Annotated in this window: 14 protein-coding genes; 10 read left to right on the forward strand and 4 right to left on the reverse strand. The window is 72.5% G+C overall.

Features of this window, described 5'->3' with window-relative positions; translation table 11 throughout:
• The first annotated feature begins 117 nt into the window (after window positions 1-117).
• On the forward strand, window positions 118-555 hold the full coding sequence (locus OHB04_RS15945) for a gamma-glutamylcyclotransferase (protein WP_326688352.1): 438 nt from the start codon (window positions 118-120) through the stop codon (window positions 553-555).
• Window positions 556-598: 43 nt separating this feature from the next.
• Here the strand turns inward: OHB04_RS15945 and OHB04_RS15950 are convergent, their stop codons facing one another.
• Window positions 599-1,030, reverse strand: a complete 432-nt coding sequence (locus OHB04_RS15950; RefSeq protein WP_326807671.1) for a hypothetical protein — start codon at window positions 1,028-1,030, stop codon at window positions 599-601.
• Between the two features lie 248 nt (window positions 1,031-1,278).
• Here OHB04_RS15950 and OHB04_RS15955 point away from each other — a divergent pair, with 248 nt between their 5' ends.
• The 4 genes from OHB04_RS15955 to OHB04_RS15970 all read left to right on the forward strand — a co-directional run bounded on the left by OHB04_RS15955 (window position 1,279) and on the right by OHB04_RS15970 (window position 7,848).
• Window positions 1,279-2,100, forward strand: coding sequence for a purine-nucleoside phosphorylase (locus OHB04_RS15955; RefSeq protein ID WP_326807672.1), 822 nt, complete (start codon window positions 1,279-1,281; stop codon window positions 2,098-2,100).
• A gap of 303 nt (window positions 2,101-2,403) precedes the next feature.
• A complete protein-coding gene (locus tag OHB04_RS15960) occupies window positions 2,404-4,251 on the forward strand; it encodes a phospho-sugar mutase (protein ID WP_326809459.1) in 1,848 nt (615 codons plus the stop codon).
• Window positions 4,252-4,269: 18 nt separating this feature from the next.
• Window positions 4,270-5,118 (forward strand): arylamine N-acetyltransferase family protein, encoded by an 849-nt coding sequence (locus tag OHB04_RS15965; protein ID WP_326688355.1) that lies wholly within the window; start codon window positions 4,270-4,272, stop codon window positions 5,116-5,118.
• A 51-nt stretch (window positions 5,119-5,169) separates the two neighbouring features.
• Complete coding sequence (locus tag OHB04_RS15970; RefSeq protein ID WP_326807673.1) at window positions 5,170-7,848, forward strand: CHAT domain-containing protein; 2,679 nt, start codon at window positions 5,170-5,172, stop codon at window positions 7,846-7,848.
• 140 nt (window positions 7,849-7,988) lie between these two features.
• Here the strand turns inward: OHB04_RS15970 and OHB04_RS15975 are convergent, their stop codons facing one another.
• On the reverse strand, window positions 7,989-8,885 hold the full coding sequence (locus tag OHB04_RS15975; protein WP_326807674.1) for a PH domain-containing protein: 897 nt from the start codon (window positions 8,883-8,885) through the stop codon (window positions 7,989-7,991).
• 225 nt (window positions 8,886-9,110) lie between these two features.
• Between OHB04_RS15975 and OHB04_RS15980 the strand changes: the two genes are divergently transcribed.
• From OHB04_RS15980 to OHB04_RS16000, 5 genes are all read left to right on the forward strand, one after another.
• Window positions 9,111-10,568 carry an FAD-dependent oxidoreductase gene (locus OHB04_RS15980; protein ID WP_326807675.1) on the forward strand — a complete coding sequence of 486 codons (1,458 nt, stop codon included), beginning with the start codon at window positions 9,111-9,113 and terminating at the stop codon, window positions 10,566-10,568.
• 373 nt (window positions 10,569-10,941) lie between these two features.
• A complete protein-coding gene (deoC, locus tag OHB04_RS15985) occupies window positions 10,942-11,919 on the forward strand; it encodes a deoxyribose-phosphate aldolase (protein WP_326807676.1) in 978 nt (325 codons plus the stop codon).
• A 2-nt stretch (window positions 11,920-11,921) separates the two neighbouring features.
• Window positions 11,922-13,385, forward strand: a complete 1,464-nt coding sequence (locus tag OHB04_RS15990; RefSeq protein ID WP_326688360.1) for an aldehyde dehydrogenase family protein — start codon at window positions 11,922-11,924, stop codon at window positions 13,383-13,385.
• Window positions 13,378-14,328: an aldehyde dehydrogenase family protein gene (locus tag OHB04_RS15995; RefSeq protein ID WP_326688361.1), complete on the forward strand. Its 951-nt coding sequence runs from the start codon at window positions 13,378-13,380 to the stop codon at window positions 14,326-14,328. Before OHB04_RS15990 ends, OHB04_RS15995 begins: the two co-directional genes overlap by 8 nt.
• Before the next feature lie 226 nt (window positions 14,329-14,554).
• Complete coding sequence (locus tag OHB04_RS16000; RefSeq protein WP_326807677.1) at window positions 14,555-15,433, forward strand: helix-turn-helix domain-containing protein; 879 nt, start codon at window positions 14,555-14,557, stop codon at window positions 15,431-15,433.
• Window positions 15,434-15,517: 84 nt separating this feature from the next.
• Here OHB04_RS16000 and OHB04_RS16005 read toward each other — a convergent pair whose 3' ends face one another.
• Both OHB04_RS16005 and OHB04_RS16010 read right to left on the reverse strand, forming a co-directional pair.
• Window positions 15,518-16,699 carry an NAD(P)/FAD-dependent oxidoreductase gene (locus OHB04_RS16005; RefSeq protein WP_326807678.1) on the reverse strand — a complete coding sequence of 394 codons (1,182 nt, stop codon included), beginning with the start codon at window positions 16,697-16,699 and terminating at the stop codon, window positions 15,518-15,520.
• A 21-nt stretch (window positions 16,700-16,720) separates the two neighbouring features.
• On the reverse strand, window positions 16,721-18,094 hold the full coding sequence (locus OHB04_RS16010) for an MFS transporter (protein WP_326807679.1): 1,374 nt from the start codon (window positions 18,092-18,094) through the stop codon (window positions 16,721-16,723).
• Window positions 18,095-18,223 lie beyond the last annotated feature (129 nt).

An 18,223-nucleotide genomic window follows, 5' to 3' on the forward strand; every position in this document is an offset into this window, starting at 1 on the left:
GGGCGCTCCGGACCGGGGCCGCCGAGCGCCGGGCGCCGCCCTCGGGGCACCCGCGCGGGTGCCGCACACCCGTACGGAGCCGCTGAAGGCGCGGGCCACTCCCGTACCCTCGATCGCATGTCGCTCTACGCCGCGTACGCCGGCAACCTCGACGCGCGGCTCATGGCGCGCCGTGCCCCGCACTCCCCGCTGCGCGTCACGGGCTGGGTCACCGACTGGCGGCTCACCTTCGGCGGCGAGCACATGGGGTGGGACGGCGCCCTGGCCACCATGGTGGAGGCCCCCCGCGCCCAGATCTTCGTCGCGCTGTACGACATCGCGCCCATGGACGAGGACTCCATGGACCGCTGGGAGGGTGTCGGCCTCGACATCTACCGGCGTATGCGGGTACGCGTGCACACCCTCGACGGCGAAGAGGCCGCCTGGTGCTACGTCCTCAACGGCTATGAGGGCGGGCTGCCCTCCGCCCGCTACCTCGGCGACATCGCCGACGCCGCCGAGTCCGCCGGCGCGCCGCACGACTATGTGACCGAGCTGCGCAAGCGCCCCTGCTGACGGGCCCGGGGCCCGGGGACTGACGGTTCCGGCCGGGGCCCGGTCATGCGGACATGCGGACCTCCGCCAGATAGCCGCCGTCGGCGGCCGGGCGCAGCCGGACCTGGCCGGGAGGCCGGCCGCCGAGCGCGTCGAGGACCTCGTCGGCCGGGTGACCGAACAGATCGACGCCGTTGAGCACGACGGGGCAGTCGGACGGACCCGCGAGGGTGTACGGGTCCCGGGTGAGGCCGATGTCCGTCAGGCCCGGACGGTCTTCCTGGTGGCCGTAGCGGTCCCGGGTGTCGCCGACGGCGGTGAGCGTGAGTCCGGCGTACCGCGCGGTGAACGTCCAGCCCGCGCCGCACACCCAGGTCTCACGGACGTCCGCGAGGGTGGCCACCGCCCACTGCGCGGAGCGCTCCGGCATCCCCGGGCGCAGAGTGCCGGCGCCCTCGGGCAGCCGCAGCCCGACCCCCACCACGAACTCGAACATGCCGCACACGCTTCCCGTCTTCGGCGCGGGGGCGTCACCTCCCCGCGCGTCTCCCCGCGCGTCGCGCGTCTCCCGACGCGTTTCCCGACACGTCTCCCGGCTGGGGAACGTACCCCGGCCCGGGCGAACGTCTTTCGGTAAGGGGAACGTACACATGGAGCGGCGGTCCTGTGGGGGACGGCCGTAGGTTCGTCCGGACTTCCGACGGTCTTCTACGCGCGTAGGCGAAGACGGGCTACCCTCGTCGCGTGAACGCATCTGCCAGTACGCACACCCCCGACGATCCCTACCGTTCCGCCGACGAGGCCGCAGCGCGGCTGCGGGCGCTGACCGGTGCCGAAAGCCATGACGTGGCCCTCGTGATGGGCTCGGGCTGGGTCCCCGCAGCGGACGCGCTGGGTGTACCCGACCACGAGTTCGCCGTCACCGAGCTGCCCGGCTTCCCCCCGCCCACGGCGGCGGGCCACGCGGGCAAGGTCCGCTCGCACTCCCTCGGCGACAAGCGCGCGCTGGTCTTCCTCGGCCGCAACCACTACTACGAGAACCACGGCGTGTCCTCGGTCGCGCACGGCGTGCGCACGGCGGTCGCCGCCGGCTGCAAGACGATAGTCCTGACCAACGGCTGCGGCGGTCTGCGCGAGGGCATGCGCCCGGGTCAGCCGGTCCTCATCAGCGACCACATCAACCTCACCGCCACCTCCCCCATCGTCGGCGCCAACTTCGTCGACCTCACCGACCTCTACTCGCCGCGGCTGCGCGCGCTGTGCCAGGAGATCGACCCGACGCTGGAAGAGGGCATCTACGTCCAGTTCCCCGGGCCGCACTACGAGACGCCTGCCGAGATCGGTTACGTCCGGGCCATCGGCGGTGACCTGGTCGGCATGTCCACCGTTCTGGAGGCCATCGCCGCACGGGAGGCGGGTGCCGAGGTGCTGGGCGTCTCGCTGGTCACCAACCTCGCCGCCGGGATGACGGGGGAGCCCCTCAACCACGAGGAGGTCCTCCAGGCCGGCCGGGACTCCGCGGCGCGCATGGGTTCGCTGCTCGCCCAGGTGCTGCACCGGCTCTGAGCCCGGATCCTGGGTACGGGCCCCGCCCGCGCCCGGCCCGCGCCCGCTCGCCGACTGCTCGGACACCTTCCGGAGCTCCCTCCGGCTCCGACCGACCGACAGTCCGACCCCGACCGACAGTCCGACCCGCCCGTCCGGCTCCGCCCGACAGCTCGACCCCGGCCAACCGTCCGGCTCCGCCCACTCCGTCCCACTCCGACCGACCGTCCGAAAGGCAGGACAGGAACCGTGCGCGACGACCTGACCGCTCCCACGGAGGCCCCCACACCCGGGACCGACCCGGCGTCCGACCCGGCGACCGACCTGGCATCCGAGCAGGGGGCGCCCCCCGACGGGCTGCGGGAGCGCGCCCGTGCCTGGCTGGCCGAGGACCCGGACCCGGAGACCCGCGAGGAGCTGGCCAAGCTCCTCGAAGCCGGGACCACCGACGCGGACGACGAGCTGCGCGACCGCTTCTCGGGCACCCTCCAGTTCGGTACCGCCGGGCTGCGCGGTGAGCTGGGCGCGGGCCCCATGCGGATGAACCGCGCCCTGGTCATCCGAGCCGCCGCCGGGATCGCCGCGTACCTGCGGGAGACGTACCCGCGGGAGGCGCACCCGCGGGAGGCGCACCCGCGGGAGGCGCACCCGCGGGAGAACGGGCCCTCGCGCGGGGGCACTCCCGGGGCCGGGAACGAGGCGGCGCCCCTGGTCGTGATCGGTTACGACGCGCGCCACAAGAGCGCCGACTTCGCGCGGGACACCGCCGCGGTGATGACCGGCGCGGGCCTGCGCGCGGCCACGCTCCCCGAGCCGCTGCCGACCCCTGTGCTCGCCTACGCCGTACGGCACCTGGGCGCCGCCGCCGGGATCATGGTGACCGCCAGTCACAACCCGCCGCGCGACAACGGCTACAAGGTCTACCTCGGCGACGGCCTTCAGATCGTGCCGCCCGCCGACGGTGACATCGCGGCCCGCATCGCTGCCGTCGGACCGCTCGCCGGAGTGCCCAGGCCGGCCTCCGGCTGGCAGGTGCTGGGTGAGGACGTGCTGGACGCCTACCTCGCGCGCACCGGCGCGGTGCTGACGGAGGGCTCCTCGCGCGCGGTCCGCGTCGTCCACACGTCGATGCACGGGGTGGGCCACCGCACGGCGCGCCTCGCCTTCGAACGCGCGGGCTTCCCCACCCCGGTCGCAGTGCCCGAACAGGCCGAGCCCGACCCCGATTTCTCCACCGTCGCCTTCCCGAACCCGGAGGAGCCCGGCGCGATGGACCTCGCCTTCGCCACGGCCCGGACCTGGGCCCAGGAGCACGGCGAGGCGCCCGACGTGATCATCGCCAACGATCCGGACGCCGACCGCTGCGGCGTCGCGGTGCCCGACGCGGAAGCCGGGGCCGGCTGGCGGATGCTGCGCGGTGACCAGGTCGGCGCGCTGCTGGCCACTCACCTGATCCGCAAGCGGGCCAAGGGCACCTTCGCGACCACCATCGTCTCCTCCTCCCTGCTGTCGCGTATCGCCGCCGCGGCGGACCTGCCGTACGAGGAGACGCTGACCGGCTTCAAGTGGCTGGCCCGCGTCGACGGACTGCGCTACGGCTACGAGGAAGCGCTTGGATACTGCGTCGACCCGGAGGGCGTCCGCGACAAGGACGGCATCACCGCCGCGCTGCTCGTCGCCGAACTGGCGGCCGAGCTGAAGCAGGCCGGGCGCACGCTGTCCGAGCTGCTGGACGAGCTCGACGTCGAGTACGGGGTCCACGCCACCGACCAGCTCTCGGTGCGCGTGGAGGATCTCTCGCTCATCTCCGACGCGATGGTGCGGCTGCGTGCCGAGCCGCCGACCACGCTGGGCGGGCTGCGTGTCGCGGAGGCCGAGGACCTGAACCAGGGCACGGACACCCTGCCGCCGACCGACGGCCTGCGCTATCGCCTCGCGGGGGCGGGGCCAGGGTCGGGGTCGGGGTCGGAGTCGGGGGCAGGCTCGGGGGACGAGGGCATCGGCGGCGGCCGGGTCATCGTCCGGCCCAGCGGTACCGAGCCCAAGCTCAAGTGCTATCTGGAGGTCGTCGTCCCGGTGAGCGGCCCCGCCGGCCTCGCCCCGGCACGGAAACGGGCGGCGGGCGTGCTGAGCCGTATCAAGGACGACCTCAACACCGCAGCGGGATTCTGACAGCTGAGAGGAGCCCTCATGTGGAGCGGCGAGCGGCTCGACCTTGATGCCTATCTGGCGCGCCTGGGGTACGAGGGAGAGCGCGCGCCCACGCTGGAGACGCTGCGCGCGCTCCACCGCGCCCATGTGCTGTCGGTGCGCTGGGACAACCTGGACAGCTTTCTGTACCGGTCGGTCTCCCTCGACCTGGACGACCTCCAGGACAAGCTGGTGCGCCGCACCCGGGGCGGCTACTGCTTCGAGCACGCCATCCTCTACGCGGCGGCCCTGGAGCGGCTCGGCTTCCGTTTCACCGCTGTCTCGGGGCGGGTGCAGCTCGGCGCCGAGAAGATCCTCCCGGCGACCCACGCGATGATGCTCGTCGAACTCGACGGGCACCGCTGGCTGAGCGACATCGGCTTCGGCGCGAGCCCGCTGGCCCCCATCGAGCTGGTGGAGGGCCCGGCGGGCAACGAGGTCACCGTCGAGGGCTGGGCCTTCTGGCTGCGCCGCCAGGAGGTCACCCCGGGCGCCGACGGCTGGGCCCTCCACCACGGCGACGGTCACGGGGGCTGGGTGCTGCGGCACAACTTCACGGAGAACCCGCAGTACCCCGTCGACTACGAGCTGGCCAACCACTACGTCGCCACCGGCGGGCACTCCCCGTTCAACCGCCGCCCCTTCATCCAGCGTGCGCGCGCCGACCGCGTCGACCAGCTCGACACCCGCACCTGGATGACGACGGGCCCCGCGCACCCGGATCCGTACGAAAAGCGCGAACTGGAGCCGTACGAGCTGCCTAAGCTGCTTCTCGACACCTTCGGTATCGAACTGTCGCCGGAGGAAGCGGAGTTGCTGGTGGGCCGGGTGAGCGAGCTGCCCGACTGAGAGGGCCGGCCCGGTCGGTCCGACCGGCGGGACGGCGGAGGAGGCGCACACGTGGGCGGAGGGGAGCGCGGGCGCCTCGCGGGATGGTGGCGCCGTCTTACGGGAGGGCGGGCGCGAAAAGCGCGGTGTGCCGCCGAGGAGCGGCGTCACACCGCCCAGGTCGCGACGCCCCGCGCGCTCATCACGGCCCATCGCGTCGCCGTGGTGAGCCTGCGGGGCGGTGCGGGCAAGACCACGACCGTGCTCGGCCTGGCCTCCACCGTGGCGGTGCGGCGACGCCGCAACGGCCTCGCCGTCGCGGCGGTGGACACCGACCAGGAGGCGGGCACCCTGGGCCCCCGCGCCGGCAAGAGGGGCCACACTCCCATGCGCGCTCTCGCCATGGCGCTGTCCAGGTCGAACGACGCAGAGCATGTGAGGGGCTTCGGCACCCCGTGGCGCGGGCAACTGATGCTCTACGCCCACGGCACGGGCGCGGCCGACGACATGGCCCTCTTCGACCCCGCCGACTACCGGCACGTCCTCGAAGCGCTCATCCCGCACTTCGGGCTCATCGTCACCGACACCGGCACCGGCCTGGGCCACGGGGCTGCCCGGACGGCGCTGGATATGGCCGCCCAGGTGGTGCTCGTCTGCACGCCCTCGGCCGACGGCGCGCGCGACGCGGACGCCGCCGTCGACTGGCTGGAGACGCAGGGCTACGCCGACCTGGTCCGGCGCGCCGTAGCCGTCGTCACCACCCTCCGGGACGGGGTCGCCCACGCGGAGGCGGCGGCGGATCTCGCGGACCACCTGCGCACCCGTTGCGGGGACGCTGTCGTCGTCCCCTACGACGAACAGCTCGCGGCCGGCGCGGAGTTCGACCCGGATGCCCTGCGGGACCGTACCCGTGGCGCTTATCTGGCACTGGCGGCGCTGGTCGTGGCGGAGCTCCCCCGCAGGGAGGCAGGCGGCGGCGCCCCGGGCCCGCCCATGTCGTGGGGGCCGCCGCGGCCCCCGTACGCGTACCCGGAACCCAGCGACTCCCGGCTCCCCCAGGCCCCTGTCCAGCAACAGGCGTGGGAGCCACCGGCGCCCCAGCCGCCTCCGCCTTCACCCTCGCTCCCGCCCTCACCTCCGCCCTCATCTCCGGCACCGGCACCCGGCCCGCGCCCCAGGCCCGCGCCCAAACCCGCGCCCGAGCCCAAGTCCGCGCCCAGTCCCGCGCCCAGACCCAAGCCCGCGCCCAGACCCAAGTCCAAGCCCGCGCCCCCGCCCGAACCCCGCGCGCTCGTCGCCGAGCTGGCGCAGCAGGCGGCGCCGGACAGGGCCGTGCCGCTGCACGTCCAGGTCGTACGGGGCACCCTGCGGGGCGGGGCGGTGCTGCGGCCGTTCGTGGTGCCCGAGGAGGGCGCGGCGCTGCACATCACCGTGCACGCGCCGGGGCTGGTGGCCGTCGACGACCTCCAGCAGGACGTGCTCGTGCCCCTCGGCGCGGACTCCGACGTCCTCCGCTTCACCCTGCGCACCGTCGAGCCCGGCCTGCACCAGGTGACCGTACGCGCGTTCCGGGGCGGCACGTTCCTGGGCGAGGTGCGCTGCCAGATCTCCGTACGGGACGGCTCGGTCACCCGCGACGGTCCCCGGCGCACGGCGGAGCTGCCCAGCGTGGCGTTCGACCCGGGCGAGGTCACCCTCCAGGTGCTGAGGGACGACGCGACCGGCTCGTACACCTTCCAGCTCCTGAGCGAGACCTGCTACGCGCCCGAGCCGTTCCGCTTCCGCTCCGGGGACCCGCACGGTGCGGCCGAGCGCATCTACGACGAGCTGCGGCGGGCCGCACGCGAGGGCGGCCCGCCGCTGGGGGCCGACGCGGCGGCAGTGGCCGAGGACGCGGCGCGGCTGCGCGGCCGGCTGCGCAACCATGGGGTCCAGCTGTGGACCTCGGCCGTGCCGGAGGCGGTGCAGCGGCAGTTCTGGGAGCAGGCGGACCGCATCAGCGCGCTGACCGTGCTCGGCGAGCACGACATCATCCCCTGGGAGCTGCTGTATCCGCTCAACGAGGGCCGCGAGGACCGGGGGTTTCTCGCGGAGTGGCTGCCCGTCGTACGCCGTACGTTCGGCCAGGACCGGGTGCGCAGCCTCGTGCTGCCGGGGGCGGCGTTCGTGGTGCCGCCGGGCTCGCCCGAGGAAGCGGTGCGGGAGGTGACCTCCCTGCGGGAGCGGCTCGGGGACGGGGTCCTCGACGCGGGTGTTCTCAGCGACCGCGCCACGCTCACCGACCTGATCGAGGCGGGGCACGGGGGGCTGCTGCACTTCGCCTGCCACAACGCCTTCACCGGCGGCGGGTCGTGCGTGACCATGGCGGACGGCACTTTCGACCCCGTCGACCTGGCGTCGGCCGCGCAGTTGCGCAGTCTGCGCGGCACGCGTCCGCTGGTCTTCTTCAACTCCTGCCGCAGCGCGGGAGAGATCGACTGGTTCGGGGCCTCGCTGGGCTGGGCGCCGCAGTTCCTCCAGGCGGGCGCGGGCGCGTTCGTCGGAACGCTGTGGCCCGTACGCTCCGAGTCGGCGCTGCGCTTCGCGGACGCGTTCTACCGCGAACTGCTGGAGGAGGGCGAGCCGTTGGGCCGCGCCTCGCTGCACGCGCGCCGAGCGATCCGCGACCAGCACGGCGATCCGACGTGGCTGGCCTACGCGGTCTACGGGAGCCCGGCGGCGACGGTACGGTCTGCGGAGTCCGGCGTCTGAGCGGGGTTCCTTTCCTGCCTGTGGGGCCACGGGCGGGGCGGCTACGGGGCCGACGGCTACCGGGTGACGCTGCCGGACCGGCGGCTACCGGGTGGCGGCTGACGGGTGACGAGTGACGAGTGACGGCTGCCGGGTCGCGGCTACCGGGTGGCGAGGAGGACGGCCAGCAGGATCGCTCCCGCGAGGGCCGGGACGAGGATCTCGAACGACCAGCGGACGGCGACCGACCCCTGGGCCTCTGTCTTCTGCCCATGCGTCTCGACGAGTTCGCGGATCTCGTCGATCGCCTGGTCCGACGTGGCCCGGCTCTCCGCCGGCTCCGAGTCCCCCACGGCGAGGTCCGGCATCCGCCGCCCGCCGAACAGCCCCCCGGCGCCCATCGTCGGCGACTTGCCCGAGGCCACGCGCTCGTTGTGCCGGGTGGCCTTCTTACGGGCGCGCAGCGAGACGGGGATGGACCACATCTGGTACTTCACGCCGTCCGCGATCACCTCGCTGGAATACCCGGCGCGGACCGATTCGACGGTGCCCCACGGCATCTCGACCGTCCGGAAAGGGTTGCGCACCCGCAGCCGGGTCTCGCCCGCGAACACGGCGGGCCGCAGCGTGAACGCCACGACGAGCGGCGCGGCGAACAGCAGCCCGGCGAGCGCGAGCCACGGGGTGCGGCCGTCGCCGCCGATCACGGCGTCGGTCACGAGCCAGCCCCCGAGCGCGAGCAGCACCACGCCGCCGGCCATCCCGGCTGCCGAACGGAAGATCCGGTCGGCGAACCGGGGCCCGTCGTCCGCGTCGGGGGTCGTGCCGTCGGGGGACGTGCCATCAGCGGTCGTGCCGTCAGCGGTCTCGTGGCCGGGTCCCACGTCGTCGGGTCCCACCTCGTCGGGGGCCACGTCGTCGGAGGCCGTGTCGTCGAGGGCCGCGCGCTCCTCCTCGCCCGCGCCGCTCTTCCCGCTCGGCTCGGCGGAATCCGTGCTCCCCTCCGCTCTCCCGGACCGCCGGCCCGCGCCGCTCCCGCTCTCGTGCTCGCTCGTCATGCGACCGATTGTGCCGGACCGTCCGGATGACGGACATTGCGGTACGGCATCGATGCCCCCACCTGCGGGCAACCCGGATACGCGTCAGGTGTCCGCCACGAACGGTGTTGCGCGCCGGTGGCCGAGAAGTGATCAGACCGGGTGCATGCGTAGTCGACCTCTGATGTTGTCGTGCCGCAATATGCTCTGGATTTCTTCTGTGTCAGCTGTAAGCCGGAGGTGTGCATGCGCAGAGCCGTTGTACTCGGAGGGAGCATCGCGGGGTTACTGGCCGCACGGGTGCTCAGCGACCACGCCGAGGAGGTGGTACTCCTCGAACGCGACGAGGTCGCGATGTCGCCCGACGCCGTGCACGGCTACGAGCCCCGGCCGGGTGTCCCGCAGGGCACTCAGATGCACGCGCTGCTGGACGGGGGCCGCAGGCACATCGACCGCTTGTTTCCCGATTTCTCCACCGAACTCGTGGCTGACGGCGCCGCGTGCGCGGACTCGGGAGAGGATGCGCACGCTTTCCTCGGGGGCCGGTGCAAGGTGCTGGTCCACGGTCTGGAGATCATCAGCGCCACGCGGCCCTTCCTGGAGGCACACCTCCGCCGCCGGGTGTGGGCGCTCGGCAATGTGCGCCGGGTCAACGGCAGCGTGTGCGGACTCGTGTTCACCGGGGACCGGGTGAGCGCCGTACGGTACGCGGGTGTCGGCGCGGTCGCCGACACAAACGCGGGGGCCGACACGAACGCGGGTGCGGGCGCGGGGGCGGGGGCGGGGGCAGGCACCGGCACCGGCACCGGCACCGGCACCGGCACCGGCACCGGCGACGAGGACGTGCTGGCCGCCGACCTGGTGGTCGACGCGACCGGCCGGGGCAGCCGGATCGGCGCCTGGCTGAAGGAGGGTGGCTGGCCGGAGCCGCCCATGCAGCGGATGAGCGTGGATCTCGGTTACGCCACCGCGCTGTTCCGCCGCCCCGCGGGATCGCCCGGCGCGGCCGTGGCACAGTCCCTGACGGCCCTTCCGGACGGCCGGGTACGGCTGGGGACCCTGGGCCGGGTCGAAGGCGATCGGTGGATCGTCCTGGTGGCCGGGTACGCGGACGACCGACCGGGCCGGAGCATGGAGGGGTTCCTCCTCCGCTGCAAGGAAGACCCGGCAGCGCCTTTCCGCGAGCTGGCCGAGGAGGGTGAGCCGATCGGCGAGCCGCTCACCTACCGGCATCCGGACAATCGTCGGCGCGACTTCCACCGGCTGGACCGGTTCCCCGCCGGACTCGTCGCGGTCGGCGACGCCCTGGCTTCCTTCAACCCCATCTACGGCCAAGGCATGTCCTCCGCCGCGATGCACGCCTCCTGCCTCGCGTCCTACCTCGCATCCAGCCCCTCGCTCCGAGAGCCGGCCTGGCCGTACTTCAACAAGGCCCGGGCCGTCGTGGACGACGCATGGCAGACATCAGCTCTCAACGACCTGAAGATGCCGCACGTCACCGACGCGCGGCCACGGGGATTCGCCGTAACTTCCCGGCTCAGCGACGTCATCCTCCGGGCCTCGGTGACCGATCCGGTGGTACACCGGCGCCTCCTGGACGTGATGCACATGCTCTCCCCCGCGAAGACGCTGCTCGACCCCCGGACGCTCCTGCGGGCGGCGTGGGCGGTACGCGGACGCCACAACACGGACGCCTTGAACTGACACCCTGAGCTGACGCCCTGAACTGACGCCCGAGTCCGAGTCAGCAGGAGCGGAGTCCCGGTGCTGCCCGAGCTCTCGGGCTCGGGCAGCCCGTCCGGCATGGGGCAGCACGCCGCACCGGCCTGACCTGCGGCGGCTCACGGAGGAGGAGGGGTGGGGGTGTCTTTGGGGTGGGGGTGTCTTTTTATGAAAGTTGTGTGGGGGGTGGTCGTGCGCCCCCCGGTGGCGCCCCCGCCTCGCTGCTTTCGGGGCCCAGTGGGCAGTTGCACCCCGGCGGGGGTGGCGCACCGGGGTGGCAGAGTGCGGGGGCGACGTTGGGGCGGGTTCACGGGGTGACATCGGCTACGCGCGTAGATATGGTGCCCTGGTGAGCATGCCTACCGATGCGGCCGGTCGCGGTCTTTCCGACGTGGTGACCTCTGATGCCGCTCTACGCCGCTATCTCCACGGGCTCCCCGGAGTCGACGCGGTCGGCCTGGAGGCTCGGGCCGCCGGGTTGGGGACCCGTTCCATCAAGACGACAGCGAAGGCGTACGCGCTCGATCTCGCGATCTCGATGATCGACCTGACGACTCTGGAGGGGTCCGACACTCCCGGCAAGGTGCGGGCGCTGTGTGCGAAGGGGGCCCGGCCCGATCCGGGTGACCGGTCGGCCCCCCGTGTCGCGGCCATCTGTGTGTACTCCGACATGGCGGCCACCGCCAAGCAGGCGCTGGCCGACGCGGGTGCGGGCGAGATCAACGTGGCGTCCGTCGCCACCGCGTTCCCCTCCGGGCGTGCTGCCCTGTCCGTGAAGCTCGCCGACACCCGGGAGGCCGTCGACGCCGGGGCCGACGAGATCGACATGGTGATCGACCGGGGGGCGTTCCTCTCGGGGCGCTACCTCCAGGTGTTCGAGGAGATCCAGGCCGTCAAGGGTGCCTGTGCGCGGTCCGGAGGGGAGACCGCGCATCTGAAGGTGATCTTCGAGAACGGTGAGCTGTCCACGTACGACAACATCCGCCGTGCCTCGTGGCTGGCCATGCTCGCGGGCGCCGACTTCATCAAGACGTCCACCGGCAAGGTCGGCGTCAACGCCACTCCCCCGAACACCCTGCTGATGATGGAGGCCGTCCGCGACTTCCGGGCCGCGACCGGGCGGCAGGTGGGGGTGAAGCCGGCCGGCGGCATCCGTACGGCCAAGGACGCGGTCAAGTATCTGGTGATGGTGAACGAGACGCTCGGCGACGACTGGCTCAGCCCGGAGTGGTTCCGCTTCGGCGCCTCCAGTCTCCTCAACGACCTGCTGATGCAGCGGCAGAAGCTCACGACCGGCCGCTACTCCGGCCCCGACTACGTGACGGTGGACTGAGCATGACGAAGCTGTTCGAGTACGCGCCGGCCCCGGAGTCCCGTGCCGTCGTGGACATCGCGCCGTCCTACGGGCTGTTCATCGACGGGGAGTTCCGCGAGGCCGCCGCCGGCAAGGTCTTCAAGACCCTCTCGCCCGCCACCGAGGAGGTGCTGAGCGAGGTCGCCCAGGCGGACGCCGATGACGTCGAGGCCGCGGTGCGCGCCGCCCGTGCGGCGTTCGGGCCGTGGTCGGCGCTGCCGGGTGCCGAGCGGGCGAAGTACCTGTTCCGGATCGCCCGCGTCATCCAGGAGCGCTCGCGCGAGCTGGCGGTGCTGGAGACGCTGGACAACGGCAAGCCGATCCGGGAGACGCGGGACGCCGATCTGCCGCTGGTGGCGGCGCACTTCTTCTACTACGCCGGGTGGGCCGACAAGCTCGCGTATGCGGCCCTCGGGCGGAGCCCGGTGAACAGCACGAGTGGTCCCGAACCGAAGCCGCTGGGCGTCGCCGCGCAGGTCATTCCGTGGAACTTTCCGCTGTTGATGCTCGCCTGGAAGATCGCCCCGGCGCTGGCCACCGGTAACACGGTGGTGCTCAAGCCCGCCGAGACGACGCCGCTGTCCGCGCTGTTCTTCGCCGACATCTGCCGTCAGGCGGGGCTGCCCAGGGGCGTCGTCAACATCGTCACCGGGGACGGCGCTACGGGGGCCGCGCTGGTGGCGCACCCGGGGGTCGACAAGGTCGCGTTCACGGGGTCGACGGCGGTGGGCAAGGAGATCGCCCGTACGGTCGCGGGTACGGACAAGAGGCTCACCCTCGAACTCGGCGGCAAGGGCGCCAACATCGTCTTCGAGGACGCCCCCCTCGACCAGGCGATCGAGGGCATCGTGAACGGGATCTTCTTCAACCAGGGTCAGGTGTGCTGCGCCGGCTCCCGGCTGCTCGTGCAGGAGTCGGTGCAGGAGGAGGTGCTGGACGCGCTCAAGCGGCGGCTCGCCACTCTGCGCGTGGGCGACCCGCTCGACAAGAACACCGACATCGGCGCGATCAACTCCGCCGAGCAGCTCGCCCGTATCACCGAGCTGGCCGACGCGGGCGAGGGTGAGGGCGCCGAGCGCTGGTCGCCCGCGTGCGAACTGCCCGGCCAGGGCTACTGGTTCGCGCCGACGCTCTTCACGGGCGTCACGCAGGCGCACCGTATCGCCCGGGAGGAGGTCTTCGGTCCTGTGCTGTCGGTGCTCACCTTCCGTACGCCGGACGAGGCGGTCGCGAAGGCCAACAACACGCCCTACGGGCTCTCGGCCGGGATCTGGACCGAGAAGGGCTCGCGCATTCTGAAGATGGCGAACCAGCTGCGGGCCGGGGTCGTCTGGGCCAACACCTTCAACAAGTTCGACCCCACCTCGCCCTTCGGCGGCTACAAGGAATCCGGCTTCGGGCGCGAGGGCGGCCGGCACGGTCTGGAGGCTTACCTCGATGTCTGAGCGGACGGATGAGTCGGTGCGGTCCGAGTCGCAGGCGAAGCCCGGCAGGGCCGAGCGGCTGGGCGTGCTGAAGACCTACAAGCTGTACGTCGGGGGCAAGTTCCCCCGGTCCGAGAGCGGCAGGGTGTACGAGGTGACCGCAGCGAAATCAGCCGCCGGCGCGGCGGGCAAGGGCCGCTGGCTGGCCAACGCGCCGCTCGCCTCCCGGAAGGACGCGCGGGACGCGGTCGTCGCGGCGCGCAAGGCGTTCGGGGGCTGGTCGGGTGCGACCGCCTACAACCGGGGGCAGATCCTCTACCGGGTCGCGGAAATGCTGGAGGGACGGCGCGAGCAGTTCGCCGCCGAGATCGCCTCGGCGGAGGGCGTCTCACGTCAGAAGGCCCTCGCCCAGACGGACGCGGCCATCGACCGGTGGGTCTGGTACGCGGGCTGGTCGGACAAGGTGGCCCAGGTCGCGGGCGGCGCCAACCCGGTGGCGGGGCCGTTCTTCAACCTGTCCACGCCCGAGCCGACGGGCGTGGTCGCGCTGCTCGCCCCGCGCGGGGCCTCGGCCTCGCTGCTGGGGCTGGTGTCCGTGCTCGCCCCGGCGATCGTCACCGGCAACACGGCGGTGCTCGTCGCCTCGCACGAGGCGCCGCTGCCCGCGCTGTCGCTGGCGGAGGTGCTGGCCACCTCCGATCTGCCGGGCGGTGTGGTGAACATCCTGTCCGGCCACACCGGCGAGCTGGCCCGCCCGCTGGCCGCGCACCAGGACGTGAACGCCCTCGACCTGGCCGGGGCCGAGGGGGACGCGGAGCTGGCGCGGGAGCTGGAGGTCGCGGCGGCCGACAACCTCAAGCGGGTGCTGCGGCCCGCGCCCACCGCGTGGACGGCGGACCCGGGTACGGAGCGGCTGCTGGCCTTCCTGGAGACCAAGACGGTCTGGCACCCGATCGGCGCCTGAGCGGGCGGAGGACCGTGCGCGGGCGGAGGACGGGAGCGGGCCGAGGACCGTGCGCGGGCGGAGGGCCGTGAGTGCCTCCCGGCCGGGGACCCCCACGGTGGGGTGCCCGGCCGTCGTCGTCCCGGCGGCCTCTTCGCGGCGCGCTCGTCCCGGCGCGCTCACACCATTGGGTGGTTCGCCCGGGAATCCATGGCGCGCGTCCGCTCGCCGTGGGGGAAGTTGCTCCATGGGACTGCGAGCGAATCCAAGCCAGCGGCAGAAGAGGCTCGGCCAGGAGCTACGCCGGATCCGCGAGGAGAGCGGGGTCAACAGAGAGGCGGCGTGCCGTCACGCGGGATTGCACAAGCCCCATCTGAGCCACATCGAAGCGGGCCGTACCGCCTGCTCCGAAACGCGCCTGCGGGCGCTCCTGGACTTCTACGGGTGCGCCGACACCGCCCTGGTCGAGGCGCTGGTGGACATGTCGGCCGCCTCGGGGCGCGGCTGGTGGAGCGAGTACCGCGAGCTGTCCAAGGGCCGGCTGTGGGACCTGGCGGAGCTGGAGTGTGGTGCCACGGCGCACCGTTCGTTCCAGTGGATGTTCGTACCCGGGCTGCTCCAGACCCGCGACTACGTCTCCGCGCTGTTCGCCAACAGCGTGCCCGCCGTCCCGCCGGAGGACGGCGCGCGGCTCGCGGAGTTCCGGCTGCGCCGCCAGAGCGTGCTGTTCGCGGATCCGCCGCCCCGCTGTCACGCGGTGATCCACGAGGCGGCGTTCCACATGCACTTCGTCAGCCGCAAGATCCGCCGGGCCCAGCTGGAGTATCTGGTGGAGATCTCCCAGCTGCCGCAGTTCACCATCCAGCTGCTGCCGTTCCGCTCCGAGATGCCGCCCGCGACGCCCGGCGCGCCCTTCAGCCTCATGGACGGCAAGGCGGCCCCGCTGTGCACCGTCTACGTCGAACAGCCCACGACGCCGGCGTTCATCTCGGACCCCGCTCATGTGGAGGAGTTCGCGGCGACGTTCTCCCGCCTGAGCATGGCCGCCTTCGACCCGCTCGACTCCACCCTGCTCCACGCCACCAGCTCCTACCGCCTGGTGCAGCACCTGCTCTACATCCTTTGACGGGCCCGCCCGGCGGGTCCGCCGGGGTCCGTCGGGGTCCGTCGGGGTCCGTCGGGGTCCGTCGGGGTCCGTTCCCTGATGAGGTCAGTGGCCGCCTGGGGTGGCCGTCTCGAACCTGGTGGAGCGGTAGGGGTCCAGCACATCCACCCGCGTACCGTCCAGGATCTCTGTCGTCATCAGCTGTGCGAGTACGGGGCCGAGCGTGATGCCCGCGTTCGTGGTGACGCTGTGGAGGTTGCCGTAGACCGGGCTCCGGCCGACGACGGGGAGGCCGTCGGCGGGGACGACACGGCGGCCGACGGTGATCTTCTCGATCTCCGCTTCCCGGAGGGCGGGCAGGAGGTCGGCCGCCTGGGCGAGGAGCTGCTCGCCGTCCAGCCCGTCGGGGTCGGAGACGGGAGTTCCGGAGTAGTGCTTGGCGATCACGACCCGTCCGTCGCGGCGCTGGATCGCGTGGACTTGGGAAGAGAGCAGGACGCGGTCGAGGAACGGGGGCAGGGGCTTCAGATGGACGATGGATCCGTGGGAGTCGGCCAGCGGCACCGTGATGCCGAGCGGCTCCAGGAAGGACGGTGAGTCGGCTCCGCACAGGACGGCCACGTGGTCGCAGGCCATGCGGCCCGCCGAGGTCACCACGGCGGTGGCACGGCCGTCGGCGCCTTCGACGGAGAGGGCCTCGGTGCCGTGGCGGAATTCCACGCCGAGTTCCGTCGCGGAGCGCACCAGCGTCGAGACGGCCGCGTTGGGGTCGACGGATCCCTCATCGGGCGTGAAGAAGCCCACCGTGCCGTCGGGGATGGCGGCGCCGGGCAGCAGGTTCCTGGCCTCCTCGGCCCCGATCCGGTGGGAGGGGCTGCCCCAGGAGAGGCGCTGGCGCAGGTCGTCGAGGAGGAGGTCGTGCTCCTCGCCGTGCCCGGGTTCGAGCTGTACCGCGCCGTTCCAGCGGACGGGGAGGGCGTCGCCGAGGTCGTGGTGCAGCCGTCGCCAGGCGGCGAGGGCGAGGCGGTGGAGCCCGAAGTAGTGACGTGAGGAGCCGTCCGAGAGCGACTGGCCGTTGCGGAAGCAGGTCTGGTTGGTGAGCCAGGCGAACGAGACGGAGGTCGCCCCCGCGGCGGGAGCCTCGCGCTCCACGACCGTGACCTGGGCGCCTCGGCGGGCGAGTTCCCTGGCGAGGGTGATGCCGAGGATCCCGGCGCCGATGACCACGACGCGCGGGCTGGACGGGGACGCGAAGGCCGGGGAGGGGGAAGAGGGCGATGAGGGCATGAGTACTCCTTGGTTCGGCGCCTAGCTCTGCGCTTTGGCTCTGCGCTTAGCTCTGCGCTCTTTGTTTGTCGTGGGTGGCCGCGCGGAGTCCGGCCGCGCGGAGTCCGGCCGCGCGGCCGTGCTGGAGTCGGCGAGGCCGAGGTGGCGGGTCTCCGGGGCCATGCGCCAGGAGACGAGAAGGCCCACACCGGCGATGCCGGCGGCGATGTAGAGGGCCGCGCTGGTGCCCCATTTGTCGGTGCTGATGGGGAGGAGGAACGTACCGGCCGCGGAGCCGAGGCGGCTCAGCGCGGTGGCGATCCCCATGCCGGTGCCCCGCAGGTCGGTGGGGAACAGCTCGTTCGGATAGACGAACTGGAGCCCGGAGCCGGCGGCCTCGGCCACGGTGAAGGTGATGAACAGCGTGATGACGACCGAACCGGCCGCCCACGGGCTGATGCCGAGGATCAGCAGGGCCGCCATGGACAGAGCCATGGAGGAGAAGAGCAGCGTCCGCCGGCCGAGGGAGTTGATGACGATCAGGCCGAGCGCTGTGCCCACGATGGCGAAGGACTGCACCAGCACACTCGCGCCCAGCGCGTGTTCGACGTGCAGCGAGGTGAGCAGCTGCGGCTGGAACGTCTTGACCGCGAACGACGGGGCCACCTGGCAGACCCAGAAGATCGAGCAGAACGCCAGCATGGGCCCGTACCCACGGCGGAACAGCTCCAGAACGCTCCCCAGCGCCAGCCCCTTCTTCGGGGGAGGGGACTCGCGCGCCTCCGCCTCCAGCGCCGCGAAGTCGGCCTGCGGCCCGAGGTGTTTCACCACGATCTCCCGGGCCTCCGCCGTACGGCCGACGCTCAGGAGCCACCGTGGGGACTCCGGGGTTCCCACACGCAGCAGCAGGAAGAGGAACGAGGGCACCGCCGCGCTGGCCAGCATCCAGCGCCAGGCCCCGTCGCCGAGGCCCGACATCAGGTAGCCGGCCGCGTAGCTGAGGGTGTAGCCCACCCACAGGACCAGGACGAGCGAGGCCAGAGCCGGGCCGCGGAGGCGCCGGGGCAGGAACTCGGTGGCCAGCGCCGTGGCGATGGGATAGTCGGCGCCGAGTGCGAGGCCCATGACGAACCGGATGGCGAACAGGGATGCCGCGTCCACGGCGAAGAACTGGAGAAGGGAGCAGACGAGAAACACGACGAGGTTCAACGTGTACATACGGCTGCGACCGAGACGGTCGGTGAGCGGCCCGAAGACCAGGCCGCCGAAGAACATCCCGATCAGCGCCGAGGCTCCGATGAGCCCCGATCCCAGTGAGCCGAATCCGAGATCGGTGGAGGCGCTGGGCAATGCCACGGCGATGATGCCGAGCAGGTATCCGTCACAGAAGGGCCCTCCTGCCGCGACGAATGCCACCTTTCGATGAAACCGAGAAGTCGGAAGGTCATCCAGGGGAATTTGGGTTGCGCCCACGGACTCCTCACCTCCTCTTGAAGGTCGTTCTGCCGGACAAGGGACGGCTGTTGAGAGAGATACGTCGCCGAC

The sequence above is a fragment of the Streptomyces sp. NBC_01775 genome, assembly GCF_035917675.1.
Taxonomy (GTDB): domain Bacteria; phylum Actinomycetota; class Actinomycetes; order Streptomycetales; family Streptomycetaceae; genus Streptomyces.